Here is an 18295-nt window from a genome sequence, read left to right as displayed (position 1 = left end):
GTTATGCGTAGTTCTTGAGAGATTCCGGAGGAGTGAAAGCTTCCAGCTCATCTTCGATGGCTTCGATGATGCGCTCGACGTCTGCCGCGTTCATCACCGTTGCGCAGGGAATGCCAGCAATGGCGATCATGGTTTCGCCGCTGGCACGATCAAACAGACGGGCGATCAGGCTGCCCGGCGCATCCATCGTCGCCTCGAAACCCATGGGATGAAAATGCCAGCGCATCAGCTGGCAAGCATTTGGAAAGGTGACTTTGCTGAACCCTTTATTCATGGTGTTGCCCGCCTGCTTCATCGAGCGCTTCCTTTTGCTCATGTTAGGTGGGAAGAGCCTTCATTGGCTCAACCAGTGCTTGAGCTTTAAAAGTAGCATCCGTGTGTGAAAAAACTGTGAGTTTTTTCAGTCCGTTTAGCGATTGATTCGCATTTTTTGATGTAAGTCACTGGCTCATCGATTATCGCCAAAACGCCACCATGGATTTTTCATTGAAGCGGCAGACGAAGTTGGGCAAGCTCGGTTCTTTTTCGCCGAGCCGCTTATGCACGCCGATGACGACGGCCCAGAACAGACCCAGGCCACGGCCGCCACGGTCATGCGCTATCACCTGAGCTGGAAACACCGGGATCTGGACAGCGTCATGGCGCTTTATCACGCCGATATCCAGTACAACGATTTCTTTCAGAATCGCGTACTCAGACTGGATGAGTTACGCGAGTACGTGCGCGTGAGCATGCCGCGAGAATCCGACGAACTGCTCGAGCATTGCGACCGCATTCGGGTGGATGGCAATACCGCGTTCATTCAGTACGAAGTGACCTTGCGTGGCGGCGATGGTTTGGTGTCGTTCCGTTCCAGCGAAGCGATCACGGTCAAGGACGGCCTGATATGGCGCGTCAATGAATACGCCTCGCTGGTGCGTACCCAAACCAACGGCAGTTCGGCACCGAGCCGTCCGGCGGTCAGTCGTCTCGGTCTGTCACCGCGCCAACTGAGCTTCATGGCCGAAGACCTGCAGCAGTATTTCGAGAAGCAGCAGCCTTATCTGGACCCTGAGCTTGACCTGCAAAGGGTGGCGAAGGAGTGCGGGTACAGCCGCAATCAGATTTCCTATCTGCTCAATCAGGTACTCGGGCAAAGCTTTTATCGCTACGTCAACCAGGCGCGCCTGCAGCATTTGCTGCGTGCACTGGACAGCGCCGCACCGCCATTGCGCGTCGACGAGCTGGCGTTTGCCGCCGGTTTCAATTCGCTGTCGGCGTTTTACAAATGCTTTCGCGAGCACACCGGCCAGTCGCCCAAGGCCTACGCCAAACAAATTTCTCTGCGGGCACGCGCGCAAGACATCCACTGAAGGCAGCCACTAGGATCGACGCCATCGAAGGTTTTCAGTGGCGGAGTCTGGCATGTCGGCGTGGCGCACGATCAGTTTGTGGATGGATCAGCTCGATGAACCGCTGCTGGCGCGCCCTGCGCTTGAGCGGGATCTAGATGTCGACGTGGCGATCATCGGCGCCGGTTACACCGGACTGTGGACGGCGTACTACCTGAAAAAACAGGCGCCCGGCCTGGATATCGCCATCATCGAGGCGCAAACCGCCGGGTTCGGTGCGTCCGGACGCAATGGCGGCTGGCTGATGGGTAACTTGCTGGGTGAGGATCGCTTGCTCGCAGGCTTATCGCCGCAGCAACGGCGGGCGTCGTTTGATCTGCTGCACAGCATTCCTGATGAAGTAGAGATCGTCGTTGAACGCGAAGGCATCGACTGCGATTACCGCAAGGGCGGGGTGCTGTATTGTGCCGCGCGCTACCCAGAGCAGGAAACCGTTCTGCGCGGTTACTTGAGCAAGCTGCATGCCCAAGGCCTGACTGACGACGATTACCGCTGGCTGAGTCCCGAGCAACTGGCCCAGCAGATCCGCGTAGCCAAGCCCTACGGCGGCATCTTCGCCCCCCATGTCGCGACCATTCACCCAGCGAAACTGGTCCGTGGCCTGGCGCGTACCGTGCAGAACATGGGCGTGAAAATCTACGAAAACAGCCCGGTTACCCACTGGCAATCCGGCAGTTTGCGCACTGCCAAGGCCAGCGTACGCAGCCGCTGGATCGTCCCGGCCGTGGAAGGCTATTCGGTGACGTTGCCGCCGCTGGGCCGCTATCAGCTGCCGGTGCAAAGCCTGATCGTCGCCACCGAGCCACTGTCCGCCGCGACCTGGGACGAAATCGGCCTCAATCGCGGCCAGGCCTTCAGTGAATTCAGCCGTCAGGTCACCTATGGCCAGCGCAGTGCCGACAACCGCCTGATTTTCGGCGCCCGTGGCGGCTATCAGTTCGCCGGCAAGCTGCGCCATGACTTCAACCTCACTCGCGATGAAGTCGAGTTGCGCCGCTATCTGTTCGGCGAACTGTTCCCGCAGCTGAAAAATGTGCAGATCACCCAAGCCTGGGGCGGCAACCTCGGCATGTCGCGGCATTTCAAACCGCACATGCTCTGCGACCGCGCCAACGGCATCGCGCTATCGGGCGGTTACGGCGGCGAGGGCGTCGGCGCCAGCAACCTTGGCGGGCGCACCCTGGCCGATCTGATTCTCGAGCGCGACAGCGAGCTGACCCAACAACCGTGGGTCCTGCCCGACGGTGGCATTCACGCGCTGCGTGCCTGGGAGCCAGAGCCATGCCGCTGGCTCGGCTACAACGCGATCATCAAAAGTTTCGTGCATGAAGACCAGACGCTGGCCAATCCGGCGACCGCGCCCTGGCGGCGCAAGCTCGCCAGCCAAGTCGCCGGGTTCATGGAAGGTTTCATGCACTAAACGCCGGTTCCCTCAATAAACAGGTCACGCCATGAGCATCACCCAATTCAAGAACACCGCCACGCTCGAACTCGATGAATCCAGCCCGGTCGCCGTGCCCCTCGGCGAGCGCGTCGCAATTGCCTCGACCACCAGCGTCGAGCGCGATGACGGCGTTGAAACCGGCGTCTGGGAATGCACCCCGGGCCGCTGGCGGCGGCAGATCACCGCGCAGGAGTTCTGCCATTTCATTTCCGGGCGCTGCACCTTCACCCCCGACGGTGGCGGCGAAACCCTGCACATACAAGGCGGCGACGCACTGATGTTGCCAGCCAACACGCTCGGGATCTGGGATATCCAGGAAACCGTGCGCAAGAGCTACGTGCTGATTTTCTGATTGTTCGATCCTTTGATTGCCTGCCAACAAAAAAAGCCCATACAGGAATCGCCCCATGATCCAGAAAACCCTCGCATTGGCGCCGCTGCTGCTGGCCGCTTCCGTCAGTCACGCGGCCGAGACGGTCAAGGTCTACAACTGGTCCGACTACATCGCCCCGGACACCACGAAGAATTTCCAGAAAGACACGGGCATCGGCGTCACATACGACGTCTACGACAGCAACGAAACCCTCGACGGCAAATTGATGACCGGCAAATCCGGTTACGACGTGGTCTTCCCTTCCAACCACTTCATGGCGCGGCAGATTCAGGGTGGGGCGCTGAAGAAACTCGACAAGAGTCAGTTGCCGAACTGGAAGAACCTCAACCCGGCACTGCTCAAAGCCTTGCAGACCAACGACCCGAACAACGAGCACGGTTTCCCTTATCTGTGGGGCAGCACCGGCATCGGCTACAACATCGCCAAGGTCAAAGCGGTGCTGGGCGACGACGCGCCGGTGGATTCCTGGGATCTGATCTTCAAACCCGAATACATGGAAAAACTGCAAAAGTGCGGCGTGGCGATCCTCGACAACGGCCCGGAACTGCTCCCGGCGGCACTTAACTACCTCGGCCTGCCGCACCACAGCAAGAATCCCGAAGACTACAAGAAGGCCGAAGCCCTGTTGATGAAAGTGCGGCCCTATGTCAGCTACTTCCATTCTTCCAAGTACACCAGTGACCTGGCCAACGGCGACATCTGCGTAGCAGTCGGCTTTTCCGGCGACATCCTGCAAGCGGAGAACCGCGCCAAGGAGGCCAAGAACGGCGTCGAGATCGGTTATGCGATTCCCAAGGAAGGCGCGGCCATCTGGTTCGACATGGTCGCCATGCCCGCCGACGCACCGGACGAAAAGGCCGGCTACGCCTTCATGAATTACCTGCTGCGCCCCGATGTCATGGCCGGCATCACCAACTACGTGCACTACGCCAATGGCAACGAACAGGCGGACACGCTCATCGATCCGGCGATCAAGAACGACACCAAGGTTTACCCGAGCGCGGAAATGATGGGCAAGCTGTTTGCGCTGGAAGCGATGCCGCTGAATATCGACCGGATCCGGACGCGGGTTTGGAACAAGATTCGCACCGGTAGCTGAGTTTTTTCAGGCCAACGTACAAGACCCCTGTGGGAGCGAGCCTGCTCGCGAAGCGGTTTGTCATTCGACACTTATGTTGACTGGCTTGGCGCCTTCGCGAGCAGGCTCGCTCCCACATTTGTTATTCAATGAATCAGCATAGTTGATATCAAAGCACTGGCACCGCTGACTGAAAGTGTGACTTGCCCAACAAATTCAAACTTAGCGATATTTAATATTTAAATAGAAAATCGTCAGACAATTTGCGCCCTCGCTACAACTAAAAACAATCTTTCCTCCCCGCACGCTTTGTTTACGGCAGTTTCCTGATACCACCAAATTGGATCGCAAAAAAATCCTTTACGACAGATTTCCAATTGTGTCAGGTTCGTTACGCCTTCATTGGGCGAGTGATAGGACGATCTCGCCAAAGATCGTCCTGTCGGACAAAAACTGTTCCATTGCTAAACAAGGAAGTGTGTTTATGTCGAAAGTTAAAACCAATGCTGTTGATTCCGCCGAACAAGCTTTCCAGCTGGCTGCCTTCAGCTCGGCGTACAACCAGATCAATAGCTTCAGCCATCAGTATGACCGTGGCGGCAACCTCACGGTCAATGGCAAACCCTCGTACACCGTCGATCAGGCGGCTACGCAATTGCTGCGTGACGGCGCTGCCTATCAGGACAAGGACAGCAGCGGCAAGATCGAACTCACCTATACGTTCCTGACCTCGGCCTCGAACAGCACGATGAACAAGCACGGGATCACCGGGTTCAGTCAGTTCAGCGCGCAGCAACAGGCGCAGGCCAAGCTCGCCATGCAGTCCTGGGCCGATGTGGCCAATGTCACCTTCACCGAGAGAGCCTCGGGCGGCGACGGGCACATGACCTTCGGTAACTACAGCGGTGGCCAGGATGGCGCTGCGGCGTTTGCCTATCTGCCGGGGACCGGCGCCGGTTATGACGGCACCTCGTGGTACTTGATCAACAGCGGTTACACGCAGAACAAGAACCCGGATCTGAACAACTACGGTCGTCAGACCCTGACCCACGAAATCGGCCATACCCTGGGCCTTGCTCACCCTGGCGACTACAACGCCGGCAACGGCAACCCGACCTACAACGACGCGACCTACGGCCAGGACACCCGTGGCTACAGCGTCATGAGTTACTGGAGCGAGAGCAACACCAACCAGAACTTCAGCAAGGGCGGCGTCGAAGCCTATTCGTCCGGCCCGCTGATGGACGACATCGCAGCCATCCAGAAACTCTACGGCGCCAACACCACCACCCGCACCGGCGACACCACCTACGGCTTCAACTCCAATACCGGCCGCGATTTCCTCAGCGCGTCGTCGTCGAGCGACAAAGTGGTGTTCTCGGTGTGGGATGCCGGCGGCAAGGACACCCTGGATTTCTCCGGTTTCACCCAGAACCAGAAGATCAACCTCAACAGCGCTTCGTTCTCCGACGTTGGCGGCATGGTCGGTAACGTGTCGATCGCCAAGGGCGCGGTCATCGAGAACGCGATTGGCGGTTCGGGCAGCGATCTGTTGATCGGCAACAGCGTGGCCAACGAGCTCAAGGGCGGTGCCGGTAACGACATCCTGTACGGCGCTGGCGGTGCCGACAAGCTGTGGGGCGGCGCCGGTTCGGACACTTTCGTGTTCGCCGCCAGCTCGGACTCCAAGCCAGGTGCGATCGATCAGATCCTCGATTTCGTCAGCGGTCTGGACAAAATCGACCTGACCGGCATCACCAACGGTGCGGGCCTGCACTTCGTCAACAGCTTCACCGGTTCGGCCGGCGACGCAGTGTTGACCTCGTCGGGCGGCAATAGCCTGTTGTCGGTGGATTTCTCCGGGCATGGCGTGGCTGACTTCATCGTCAGCACCGTTGGCCAGGCAGCGACCAGCGACATCGTGGCGTGATGTGAAAGGAAAGCGGCGCCTCGTGCGTCGCTTTCTTCGCTTGCATCGGCCTGATCCCCGAGCAAGGCTACGAGCGGAAGTGAAATTTCCTATGACTCGATACGTTTTAACTGACACGACGATGGCATGGCTGATGGCAGTCACGCTGATGATGACCGGAGCGACAAGCATGGCAAGCAGCCTCAGACTCGAAGAACCCTCGGCATTCGCCGGGCGCTGGCAGGCCACATTGACCGGTCACAACGACACACCCGAAACGCGGTCGTTGCAAGACAAGCCGTCGAACACATGCGTTGTCGATCTTGCGCCAGACAAGACCTTGGGCGAGGGCGCCGATTGTCTGGGCGCGTGGTTGAGCGAAGCCCCGATTGGTTGGTTTCCAGAACCCGATGGCATTGCCATCACTGGCAAGGATGGTTCGAAAATCGCCTTTTTCAGCCGCCGGGGGGATGGCTCTTACACAAGCAGGTTGAGTTCGCAATTGCTTATCTTGCTCGAACGCGTCGGGCACTAAGCGGTGGCTGGGTAGTTGCGCGAAGTTGATGTACTGCAATAACTGAGCGTTATAACCGCGAAGCCGATCAACTTGTTATGAAATTGTAAGCACTACTTGCAAATGATCTTTGGCAGGTACGCGAAATATCAATGGAATGCTCGTCCGCACCGACGAGACTATGAACTCAGGAAGAATCAATGAAGATGGCGAAGTCTCCGGCCGCTCCGTTAATCAAGGCATTGGGCGACTATAAAAGCATTCTGATCAGCGTCGGTTGTTTCACTGCGTTGATCAACGTGCTGATGCTGGTGCCGTCGATCTACATGCTGCAAGTTTACGACCGGGTGCTGTCGTCACAGAACGAAACCACTCTGGCGATGCTGTCGTTGATGGTGGTCGGGTTCTTCGCCTTCATCGGCCTGCTGGAAGTGATCCGCAGCTTTATCGTCATCCGCATCGGCAGCCAATTGGAGCGGCGCTTCAATCTGCGCGTCTATCAGGCCGCGTTCGAGCGCAACCTGTTCAAGGGTGAGGGTAACGCCGGGCAGTCGCTGGGCGACCTGACCCACATCCGCCAGTTCGTCACCGGCCCGGCGCTGTTCGCCTTCTTCGATGCGCCGTGGTTCCCGGTCTATCTGTTTGTCATTTACCTGTTCAACGTCTGGCTTGGCGTGCTGGCCACGGCAGGCGCGTTGCTGCTGATCGCACTGGCCTGCCTCAACGAATACATGACCAAAAAACCGCTGGGCGAAGCCGCCGGTTTTTCCCAGCAGTCCAGTCAGTTGGCTACCAGTCACTTGCACAACGCCGAAACCATTCAGGCGATGGGTATGCTCGGCTCGCTGCGCAAGCGCTGGTTCGGGGTGCATTCGCGCTTTCTCGGCTTGCAGAACCAGGCCAGCGACACCGGCGCGGTGATCAGTTCGCTGAGCAAGACCTTGCGTCTATGCCTGCAATCCCTGGTGCTGGGCCTGGGCGCGTTGCTGGTGATCAAGGGCGACATGACTGCGGGGATGATGATCGCCGGTTCGATCCTGATGGGGCGCGTACTGAGCCCGATCGATCAGTTGATCGCCGTTTGGAAGCAGTGGAGTGGGGCGAAGCTGGCTTACCGGCGCCTTGATGCGTTGTTGCAGGCGTTTCCGCCTAGCGACGAGGCGATGGCACTGCCGGCACCGAAAGGCCAGATCAGCTTCGAACAAGTCAGCGCCGGCCCGCCGGGGCAGCGTGCGGCCACTTTGCACATGGTCAATTTCAATCTGAGTGCTGGCGAAGTGCTCGGCGTGCTCGGCGCGTCTGGTTCCGGCAAGTCGACGCTGGCTCGAGTGCTGGTCGGCGTGTGGCCGGTTCTGGGCGGCACGGTGCGCCTCGACGGTGCCGATATTCACCGCTGGAACCGCGACCAGCTTGGTCCCTACATCGGTTACCTGCCGCAAGACATCGAATTGTTCAGCGGCAGCATCGCGGAGAACATCGCGCGCTTCAGCGAAGCCGACCCGCAAAAAGTCGTCACCGCCGCGCAACAGGCCGGTGTCCACGAGATGATCCTGCGCCTGCCGCAAGGTTACGACACGCAACTGGGCGAGGACGGCAGCGGCTTGTCCGGTGGCCAGAAACAGCGCGTGGCCCTGGCCCGCGCGCTATATGGCACGCCGAGTCTGGTGGTGCTCGATGAACCCAATTCCAACCTCGACACCGTCGGCGAAGCCGCACTGGCCAGCGCCATCGCGCAACTCAAGGCGCAAGGCACCACGGTGATTCTGGTCACGCACCGTTCTTCGGTGCTGGCTCAGGCTGACAAATTGCTCGTGCTCAACGATGGCCGCTTGCAGGCGTTCGGCCCGAGTCAGGATGTGCTCAAGGCACTGTCCGGCCAGCACGAACAGCAACGCGAAAAAGCCGCACAAACACCGGGCGGGCTCAGCATGAGCCGGCAGTATCAGCCCTCGACAAGGAATTCGGGTGTATGAGCAGCGCCAGCATGAACACTGAAAACGAAGCGAACATGGAACACGCCTACCTCACCGAGCGCCCGGAGCGCGATGCGAAATTCTTCGCGCGCATGGGCTGGATTCTGGCCATCGTCGGCGCTGGCAGTTTCTTCACCTGGGCGGCACTGGCGCCGCTGGATCAGGGCATTCCGGTGCAGGGCACGGTGGTGGTCTCGGGCAAGCGCAAGGCCGTGCAGTCGATGAGCAGCGGCGTGGTCAGCCGGATTCTGGTGCGCGAAGGCGAGATCGTGAAGCAGGGCCAGCCGCTGTTCCGCCTCGATCAGACGCAGGTTGCCGCCGATGTGCAATCGCTGCAGGCGCAGTACCGCATGGCTTGGGCCAGCCTCGCGCGTTGGCAAGCTGAGCGCGACAACCTCAAGCAAGTCAGCTTTCCGGCCGAGCTGAGCAACGACCCGGACCCGCGCCTGGCGCTGGTGCTGGAAGGCCAGCGGCAACTGTTCAGCAGCCGCCGCGAAGCGTTCTCCCGGGAACAAGCGGCACTGCGCGCCAATATCGAAGGCGCCACCGCACAACTGGCCGGCATGCGCCGCGCCCGCAGCGACCTCAATGCCCAGGCCAGTTCCCTGCAACAACAATTGAGCAACTTGCAACCGCTGGCCGACAACGGCTACATCCCGCGCAACCGCTTGATGGACTACCAACGGCAACTGTCGCAAGTGCAGCAGCAACTGGCGGAAAACACCGGTGAAAGCGGGCGCGTGGAGCAGGGCATCCTTGAGTCACGCCTGAAGTTGCAGCAGCACGGCGAGGAATACCAGAAGGAGGTTCGCACGCAACTGGCCGATGCCCAGCTCAAAAGCGTGACGTTGTCCGAACAGCTGACCTCCGCCGGTTTCGACCTGCAACACAGCGAGATCCTCGCCACCGCCGATGGCGTGGCAGTCAACCTCGGTGTGCACACTGAAGGCGCTGTGGTGCGTCAGGGCGAAACCCTGCTGGAGATCGTTCCGCAAGGCACCACCCTGGAAGTAGAGGGGCACTTGCCGATCAACCTGATCGACAAGGTCGGCACGCATTTGCCGGTGGACATTCTGTTTACCGCCTTCAACCAGAGCAAAACCCCGCGCGTGCCCGGCGCAGTCAGCCTGATCTCCGCTGACCAGATGGTCGATGAGAAAACCGGCGTGCCGTATTACGTGTTGCGCAGCAGCGTCAGCGATCAGGCCATGGAAAAGCTCAACGGTCTGGTGATCAAGCCCGGCATGCCGGCGGAAATGTTCGTGCGCACCGGTGAGCGTTCACTCCTCAACTATTTGTTCAAACCGCTGCTCGATCGCGCCGGTTCTGCGTTGACCGAGGAATAAGGATGTTCGGCTGTATGAAAAAGCTTTGCATACTGGGGGCCGCAATGACGCTGCTCGCGAGTCACTCGGCAATCGCGGCCATGGGGCCATTCGAGATTTACGAACAGGCGTTGCGCAACGATCCGGTGTTCCTCGGTGCAATCAAGGAGCGCGATGCTGGCTTGGAAAACCGCGCGATTGGCCGCGCCGGGTTGCTGCCACGGATCGGCTACACCTACAACAAGGGCCGCAACTCGTCCAAGGCTACGTCTCTGGATGATCGCGCGCGCAACCGCACCGATGAGCGCAACTACAACAGTTACGGCTCGGCGCTGACGGTGCAGCAACCGCTGCTTGATTACGAAGCTTACGCGGCGTATCGCAAAGGCGTGGCGCAGTCGTTATTTGCCGACGAAGCCTTTCGCGGCAAGAGTCAGGAACTGTTGGTGCGAGTGCTGGATAACTACACCAAAGCCTTGTTCGCCCAGGACCAGATCGACATCGCCCAGGCGAAGAAAAAGGCCTACGAGCAGCAGTTCCAGCAGAACGAACACATGTTCAAGCAGGGCGAGGGCACGCGCACCGATATTCTCGAAGCCGAGTCGCGCTATGAGCTGGCGACTGCCGAGGAAATCGAAGCGCGCAACGAGCAGGATGCCGCCTTGCGTGAGCTGGGCGCGCTGGTGGGCGTGCCGGCAGTGGACATCGGCGATCTGGCGCCGCTTGGTCAGCAATTTCAGACCTTCACGCTGCAACCGGCCAACTTCGACACTTGGCATGAACTGGCGATCAGCAACAACCCGAACCTCGCTTCGCAGCGTCAGGCCGTGGAAGTGGCGCGCTATGAAGTCGAACGCAACCGCGCCGGGCATCTGCCGAAAGTCAGTGCTTATGCCTCGATGCGCGACAACGAGTCCGAAAGCGGCAACACCTATAACCAGCGCTACGAAACCAACACCATCGGCCTGGAAGTCAGCGTGCCGCTGTACGCCGGCGGCGGGGTGTCGGCCTCCACACGTCAGGCCAGCCGCACCATGGAACAGGCCGAATACGAACTGGATGGCAAAACCCGCGAAACCTTGATCGAACTGCGCCGACAGTTCAGCGCCTGCCTCTCGGGCGTGAACAAATTGCGTGCTTATCAGAAGGCTTTGAAGTCGGCGGAAGCACTGGTGGTCTCGACCCGACAAAGCATTCTGGGCGGCGAACGCACCAATCTCGATGCGTTGAATGCCGAGCAGCAACTGTTCACCACCCGCCGCGACCTGGCCCAGGCGCGCTACGACTATCTGATGGCCTGGACCAAATTGCATTACTACGCCGGGACTTTGAACGAACAGGATCTGGCGCGGGTGGACGAAGCATTTATGGTCGCGCAACAGCCCTCACCCTAACCCTCTCCCAGGGGGAGAGGGGACCGATCCGGGGAGATTGGCGAGATGCACCGACTTGAACGAGCTGTGCTGAATCCGTAATCGACTGGTTTTCCAGGTCGCTGAATAACTGAAGACAACACGGTCGGCTCCCTCCCCCTTTGGGAGAGGGCTGGGGAGAGGGGACCGATCCGGGGAGATTGGCGAGATGCACCGACTTGAACGAGCTGTGCTGAATCCTTAATCGACTGGTTTTCCAGGTCGCTGAATAACTGAAGACAGCACGGTCGGCTCCCTCTCCCTTTGGGAGAGGGCTGGGGTGAGGGTAACGGGCGACACCGCAGGATCTGAGGCTTTGCACCGAGACGTTAATGAGCAGGATCTGGTGCGGGTGGACGAAGCATTTGTGGTCGCGCAACAGCCCTCACCCTGACCCTCCCAGAGGGAGAGGGGACTGACCGAGTGGCCTGCGATAGCTGCATCGACTTGAGCGACCGAGCAGACCGCAGGTTTTGACATCAACACAAATCGGCTCCCTCTCCTCGGGGAGAGGGCTGGGGTGAGGGGAACAGGCGACATCGCTATCAGCCCTGAACAAAACAACAAAAACGAGAATGATGACCATGGACGTACGCATCAAGCCGATTTCGCTCGGCACGCTATTGCTGGTGACCTCGGCAACGCAGGCGCAATACCTGGAACCCGGCCAGCCCGGCAATCCGGCCAGTTGGCGCAGCGCCGAGTTCTTGCGCGACTGGGGCCTGGAACGCATGCAGGCCGATCAGGCCTACGCAGCCGGCATCACCGGCAAGGGCGTGAAAATCGGCGCGCTCGATTCCGGTTTCGATGCCGCCCACCCCGAATTCTCCGCCGACCGTTATCACCCGGTAACCGCCAGCGGCAGCTACGTCGATGGCTCCGCGTTCAACGTCGACGGCACGCTCAACCCCAACAACGATTCCCACGGCACCCACGTGGTCGGCACCATGGGCGCCGCCCGTGATGGCAGCGGCATGCACGGGGTGGCGTACAACGCGCAAATCTACGTCGGCAACACCAACAAGAACGACAGTTTCCTCTTCGGCCCCAGCCCTGATCCGCGTTATTTCAAAGCGGTCTACGACAGCCTCGCCAATGCCGGGGTGCGGGCGATCAACAACAGTTGGGGCAGTCAGCCGCCGGATGTCAGTTACCGCACTCTCGCGGATCTGCACGCCGCCTACGCGCAACACTGGAACAAGGGCACTTGGCTCGACGCCGCTGCCGATGTTTCCCGGCGCGGCGTGATCAATGTCTTCAGCGCCGGCAACAGCGGCTACCCGAATGCCAGCGTACGTTCGGCGCTGCCGTACTTTCAGCCGGATCTGGAAGGTCACTGGCTGGCGGTGTCCGGGCTCGATCAGAGCAATCAGCAGAAATACAACCAGTGCGGCATCGCCAAATACTGGTGCATCACCACACCGGGGGCGAAGATCGACAGCACCATTCCCGGTGGCGGTTATGCGATCAAGTCCGGTACCTCGATGGCGGCGCCGCACGCGACCGGCGCCCTGGCGCTGGTGATGGAACGTTATCCGTACATGAACAATCAGCAGGCGCTCGAGGTGCTGCTGACCACCGCCACCCAGCTCGATGGCGCGGTCACCGACGCACCGAACGAGCGCGTCGGTTGGGGCGTCGCCAATCTCAATCGGGCGATGCGCGGGCCGGGGCAATTGCTCGGTACGTTCGACGCGAATCTGGGGGCAGGGCAGCGCGATGTCTGGAGCAATGACATCTCTGACAAGGCGCTGCTCCAGCGCCAGCGCGAAGACCTCGCCGAGCACAGCGCCTGGCAGCAAACCCTGCAGGACAAAGGCTGGGAGAACGGTGTCCCGGCCGGCGCCAGTCAGCAGGACCAGACCGATTACGCCATCGGCATGCTGCGTGATGCGGCAGCGGCAAACCGGGTGTATGAGGGCAGCCTGATCAAGTCCGGCGCCGGGCAATTGCTGCTCAGTGGCGCTAACACCTATCGCGGCCCGACCACCGTCAACGGCGGTCTGCTGACCGTGAACGGTTCGCTGACCTCAGCGGTCACCGTCAACGACAGCGGCACCCTCGGCGGCTCCGGACGCATCGGCGCGTTGACCGCCAACAGCGGCGGCCGGGTCGCACCGGGCAATTCCATCGGCACATTGAACGTCGCTGGTGATGTGACACTCGCCCCGGGCTCGACTTACGCCGTCGAGCTATCGCCCACAAGCAGTGACCGCATCGTTGCCGGTGGCACGGCAACCGTCAGCGGCGCCAGCGTCAGCCTGGCGCTGGAAAACAGCCCGACCTTGCTCAGCAGCGCCGAAGCGCAAAGCCTGCTTGGTCGCCAGTACAACATCCTGCAAGCGGCCGGCGGCGTGCAGGGGCAGTTCGCTGCAGTAGTGCCGAACTACCTGTTCATCGGCGGCGCCCTCGACTACGCCGCAACCGGCATCCAGCTGAATATCCAGCGCAATGCCACAAGCTTCGCCAGCGTCGGGCAAACGCCGAACCAGCGTTCGGTGGCCGCTGCAGTTGAAGGTCTGGGCGCCGGCAATTCGGTTTACGAAAGTGTGCTTCGTGCACCGACTCAGGCCTCGGCGCAGCAAGCCTTCCAGCAACTGAGCGGCGAGATTTATCCGGCGCTGGGGACGATGCTGATCAATGACAGCCGCCAGTTGCGTGATGCGGTTGGCGAGCGGCTGCACGATGAATCGGCGACACGCAGCAATGGCTGGATCAAAGCACTCGGCGCCTGGGGCAGTACCGATTCGGGCCACGACACGGCGGGCTACAACACCTCGATCGGCGGCCTGCTGGCGGGGGTCGACGGCGCGCTGGACGAGCAGACCCGCATCGGTCTGGTCACTGGCTACAGCGACAGCTCCTTGAACATGGGCTCGGGCACGCATTCTTCGGCGAAAGTCGACAGCTATCACCTCGGCACTTACGCCGCACACGATCTCGGCGCCTGGCGCTTGAGCACTGGCGCGGCCTACAGCTGGCATCGCGGCGATGTGAAGCGCGATCTGCAATACGACGAGGTCAGCGCCAAGCAGAAAGCCAAAGTTGACGCGACCACCACCCAAGTCTTCGGCGAAGCGGCGTATCGCTTGCAGCTGCAAGCGCTGGCGCTGGAACCGTTCGCCAACCTGACCTACCTGCATCTGGACACCGAAGGCTTCACCGAAAAGGGCGATGCCGCTGCGCTCAAAAGCTCTGGAGATCGACGCGATGTGGCGCTGAGCACCTTGGGCGTGCGGGCGAGCAAAACCTTCAACCTTTCGAACCAGCAAGCGCTGGACGTCAGCGCGCGTCTCGGCTGGCAGCACAGCCTCAGCGATATCGAATCAGAGCAGCATTTGCGTTTTGCCAGCGGCGGCACGCCGTACTCAGTGGAGAGTTCGGCGCTGGTACGTGATGCCGCACTGGTCGGCGTGCAGGCCAGTCTGGCATTGAGCAAGGACGTGCGGGTCAACCTCGATTACAACGGCCAACTGGCCAGCCGCGAGAAGCTGCATGGCGTAGGGCTGAGTCTGAACTGGCAGTTCTGATTACATGGGTTTGAGCCACAGTGGCGAGGGGATTTATCCCCGCTCGACTGCGCAGCAGTCGCAAAACCTGATCGTTCCCACGTGCAGCAAGGGAATTGATCGTCCCCACGCTCTGCGTGGGAACGCCTCCAGGGACGCTCCGCGTTCCAATGGGACGCAGAGCGTCCCGGGCTGCATTCCCACGCGGAGCGTGGGAACGATCAAGGCAACCGGATTCTTCGCAACATCACTAAGGAAGGTCGTGGATGGATAACAACAATACCCCCGCGCAATCGGGTGGCCGCTTTGCCCTGAAAACCCTGACAGTCGCCATGCTCTGTGCCAGTGCGCTGGCGCAGGCAGCGCCTTACGTTGAGAACGGCCGCAGCGGCGACCCGTCGAGCTGGCGCAGCAATGAATTCAAGGCTGACTGGGGCTTGGGCGCGATCGGCGCGGATTACGCCTACGCCGCCGGCTACACCGGCAAAGGCGTGAAGCTGGGCATCTTCGATCAGCCGGTCTACGCCGCACATCCGGAGTTCTCCGGCAGCAACAAAGTCGTCACCCTGGTCACCAGCGGCATTCGCGAATACACCGACCCTTACATCCCGGTAAAGGCCGGCGATGCGTTCCTCTATGACGGTTCACCCTCGGTCGGCTCCAACGGCAAGCTCGGCGCCCATGGCACGCACGTCGGCGGCATCGCGGCGGGCAGTCGCGACGGCGGGGTGATGCACGGTGTTGCATTCGGTGCGCAGATCATCAGCGCCGATAACGGCGACCCAGGCCCGGAAGACGGCATCGTGCGCGGCAACGACGGCGCGGTGTACAAGGCCGGTTGGGATGCGCTGATCGCCAGCGGGGCGCGGATCATCAACAACAGCTGGGGCATCGGCATCACCGACCGCTTCGACCTCGGCGGCCGCGATCCGGCGTATCCGCACTTCACCGTCAACGACGCGCAATTGCAATTCAACGAAATCCGCACGCTGCTCGGCACCAAACCCGGCGGCGCTTACGACGGCGCCATCGCCGCCGCTCGCAGCGGCATCGTCACCATTTTTGCCGCCGGCAACGATTACAACCTGAACAATCCCGACGCCATTGCCGGCCTGGGTTATTTCGTCCCGGACATCGCGCCGAACTGGATCACCGTCGCCGCGTTGCAGCAGAACCCGGACACCGCCAGCGCCAATCCGTACGTGATCAGCACGTTCTCCTCGCGCTGCGGCTATACGGCGAGTTACTGCGTCTCGGCGCCGGGCACCAAGATTTATAGCTCGATCATCGAAGGCACCAACGCCGGCAACCTGACCACCAGCTACGCCAACTACAACGGCACCTCGATGGCGGCGCCGCATGTCGCTGGTTCCATCGCCGTGCTGATGGAGCGCTTCCCGTATATGTCCGGCGACCAGGTCGCCAGCGTGTTGCGCACCACTGCGACCGACCTCGGCGCACCGGGCATCGACGCCTTGTACGGTTGGGGCATGATCAACCTGCGCAAGGCCATCGACGGCCCGGCGATGTTCGTCACCGAGCAGGACATTCCCGAGGAGTTTCGCGTGCAGGGCGCTTACGGCTCCGGCCAGTTCGTGGCTGACTTGCCGGGCATCGGTGCGATCATCGATCAGGGCAAACCCACCAAACGCGTGTGCATCGATATCACGTGCGGCCTCGACACCTGGCGCAACGACATCGGCGGCCACGGCGGTCTGACCAAGCAAGGCATCGGCACCCTGGTGCTGACCGGCAATAACACTTACAGCGGCCCGACCCTGGTCAATCAGGGTCGACTGGCCATCAACGGTTCGCTGCAATCGGCGGTCACTGTCAACAATGGCGGCATCCTCGGCGGCAATGGCCGCATCGGCGCGCTGGCAGTGAACAGCGGCGGTACGGTGGCGCCGGGCAACTCCATCGGCACCTTGAACGTCGCCGGTGACGTGACCTTCGCGCCGGGTTCGACCTACGCCGTAGAGCTGTCGCCAACCAGCAGCGATCAGATCGTTGCGGGCGGCAAAGCCATCATCGACGGTGCCACGGTGAGCCTGTCGCTGGAAAACAGCCCGACCTTGCTCAGCACCGGCGAAGTGCAAAGCCTGCTCGGCACCCGCTACAACATCCTGCAAGCGGCAGGTGGCATTGAAGGGCGCTTCGGTCAGGTCTTGCCGAATTACGCCTTCCTTGGCGGAACACTGGATTACTCGGCGGGCGGCATTCAGCTGGCGGTGGGACGCAATGAGGCATCGTTCGCCAGCGTCGGTCTGACGCCGAACCAGCGCGCCGTCGGTGCCGCCGCCGAACGTCTGGGGGCGGGCAATGCGCTGTTCGAAACCCTGTTGCTGTCGCCCAACCCGGCGTCGGCGCAGCAGGCCTTTCAACAGTTGTCCGGCGAGATTCACCCGGCCATCGGCACGCTGCTGATCAACGACAGCCGCTACCTGCGCGAAGCCGTCGGCGAGCGCCTGCGTGAGCGTGATCTGTTCAACGCCGATGCGCCGACTGATGATCGCAGCAACGTCTGGGTCAAGGTCCTCGGCTCGTGGGGCGAGAGTGACGGCGGACACGACAATGCCGATTCCAACAGCTCCATCGGTGGGCTGCTGGCCGGTGTCGACGGTCTGATTGCTGAAGATACCCGTCTCGGTTTCGTCACAGGTTACAGCGACAGTTCGTTGAGCATGGGCAGCGGCACGCATTCGTCGGCGTCGGTCGACAGCTACCACTTGGGTGCGTATCTGGGCCATGAAATCGACGCGTTGCGCCTGACCGTCGGCGGCGCCTACAGCTGGCATCGCATCGACGTCAAACGTGATCTGCAGTTCGGCGACGTCAGCGGCAAACAGAAAACCAAACGTGACGCGACCACCGCGCAAGTGTTCACCGAGGCCGCATACGATCTGGGCCTGCAACCGATGAACCTGGAGCCGTTCGCCAATCTGTCCTACGTGCACCTCAACACCGACAGCTTCACCGAAAAGGGTGACGCTGCCGCGCTCAAGGGTGGTGAAGACAATCGCGACGTGGTGCTGTCGACCCTCGGCGTGCGCGCCAAGCGCAGCTTCGCTGTGTCGGACAAGCATCAGCTGGAACTGGGCGCAAGCCTCGGCTGGCAGCACAACCTGAGCAGCGTCGATGCCGACAGCCATCTGGCCTTCGCCAACGGCAACAGCGCGTTCACCGTGCAGAGCGTGTCGATGGATCGTGACGCCGCTGTGGTGGGCGTGCGCGCCGGGCTGGCGCTCAATCGCGACGTGCGGGTCAACCTCGACTACAACGGCCTGATCGGCTCGAACGAGAAAGATCACGGCGTCGGTCTGACTCTCGACTGGCAGTTCTGAGG

Annotated in this window: 12 protein-coding genes; 11 read left to right on the top strand and 1 reads right to left on the bottom strand. The window is 61.0% G+C overall.

What is annotated here, in order from left to right; translation table 11 throughout:
• Nucleotide 1 precedes the first annotated feature (1 nt).
• Nucleotides 2–274, bottom strand: a complete 273-nt coding sequence (locus NF676_RS14525) for a DUF1652 domain-containing protein (RefSeq protein WP_041480416.1) — start codon at nt 272–274, stop codon at nt 2–4.
• Between the two features lie 265 nt (nt 275–539).
• On the opposite strand from NF676_RS14525, the gene NF676_RS14520 reads away from it, so the two are divergent.
• The 11 genes from NF676_RS14520 (at nt 540) to NF676_RS14470 (ending at nt 18293) form a co-directional block, all read left to right on the top strand.
• Nucleotides 540–1352 carry an AraC family transcriptional regulator gene (locus NF676_RS14520; protein WP_056789824.1) on the top strand — a complete coding sequence of 271 codons (813 nt, stop codon included), beginning with the start codon at nt 540–542 and terminating at the stop codon, nt 1350–1352.
• 52 nt (nt 1353–1404) lie between these two features.
• Nucleotides 1405–2811 carry an NAD(P)/FAD-dependent oxidoreductase gene (locus NF676_RS14515; RefSeq protein WP_252886266.1) on the top strand — a complete coding sequence of 469 codons (1407 nt, stop codon included), beginning with the start codon at nt 1405–1407 and terminating at the stop codon, nt 2809–2811.
• Nucleotides 2812–2842: 31 nt separating this feature from the next.
• Nucleotides 2843–3187 (top strand): cupin domain-containing protein, encoded by a 345-nt coding sequence (locus tag NF676_RS14510; protein ID WP_095180089.1) that lies wholly within the window; start codon nt 2843–2845, stop codon nt 3185–3187.
• Between the two features lie 55 nt (nt 3188–3242).
• Nucleotides 3243–4328, top strand: a complete 1086-nt coding sequence (locus NF676_RS14505) for a polyamine ABC transporter substrate-binding protein (protein ID WP_150740902.1) — start codon at nt 3243–3245, stop codon at nt 4326–4328.
• A gap of 463 nt (nt 4329–4791) precedes the next feature.
• Nucleotides 4792–6237 carry a serralysin family metalloprotease gene (locus NF676_RS14500; protein ID WP_056789836.1) on the top strand — a complete coding sequence of 482 codons (1446 nt, stop codon included), beginning with the start codon at nt 4792–4794 and terminating at the stop codon, nt 6235–6237.
• A gap of 91 nt (nt 6238–6328) precedes the next feature.
• Complete coding sequence (locus NF676_RS14495; RefSeq protein WP_159894617.1) at nt 6329–6751, top strand: AprI/Inh family metalloprotease inhibitor; 423 nt, start codon at nt 6329–6331, stop codon at nt 6749–6751.
• A 179-nt stretch (nt 6752–6930) separates the two neighbouring features.
• Nucleotides 6931–8703 carry a type I secretion system permease/ATPase gene (locus NF676_RS14490; protein ID WP_252867671.1) on the top strand — a complete coding sequence of 591 codons (1773 nt, stop codon included), beginning with the start codon at nt 6931–6933 and terminating at the stop codon, nt 8701–8703.
• Entirely contained in the window at nt 8700–10049 is a 1350-nt protein-coding gene (locus NF676_RS14485; protein WP_150635184.1) for an HlyD family type I secretion periplasmic adaptor subunit, read from the top strand. Before NF676_RS14490 ends, NF676_RS14485 begins: the two co-directional genes overlap by 4 nt.
• A 2-nt stretch (nt 10050–10051) precedes the next feature.
• Nucleotides 10052–11422: a TolC family outer membrane protein gene (locus tag NF676_RS14480; RefSeq protein WP_252886265.1), complete on the top strand. Its 1371-nt coding sequence runs from the start codon at nt 10052–10054 to the stop codon at nt 11420–11422.
• Between the two features lie 602 nt (nt 11423–12024).
• Nucleotides 12025–14970 carry an autotransporter serine peptidase EprS gene (gene eprS / locus NF676_RS14475; RefSeq protein WP_431078006.1) on the top strand — a complete coding sequence of 982 codons (2946 nt, stop codon included), beginning with the start codon at nt 12025–12027 and terminating at the stop codon, nt 14968–14970.
• A 245-nt stretch (nt 14971–15215) separates the two neighbouring features.
• Entirely contained in the window at nt 15216–18293 is a 3078-nt protein-coding gene (locus tag NF676_RS14470) for an autotransporter serine protease (protein ID WP_252886263.1), read from the top strand.
• Nucleotides 18294–18295: the final 2 nt, after the last annotated feature.

This window comes from Pseudomonas siliginis, assembly GCF_024072275.1.
Classification (GTDB): domain Bacteria; phylum Pseudomonadota; class Gammaproteobacteria; order Pseudomonadales; family Pseudomonadaceae; genus Aquipseudomonas; species Aquipseudomonas siliginis.
Note: the sequence above shows the minus strand (reverse complement) of the source record. Positions and strands in the feature narration are given on the sequence as shown.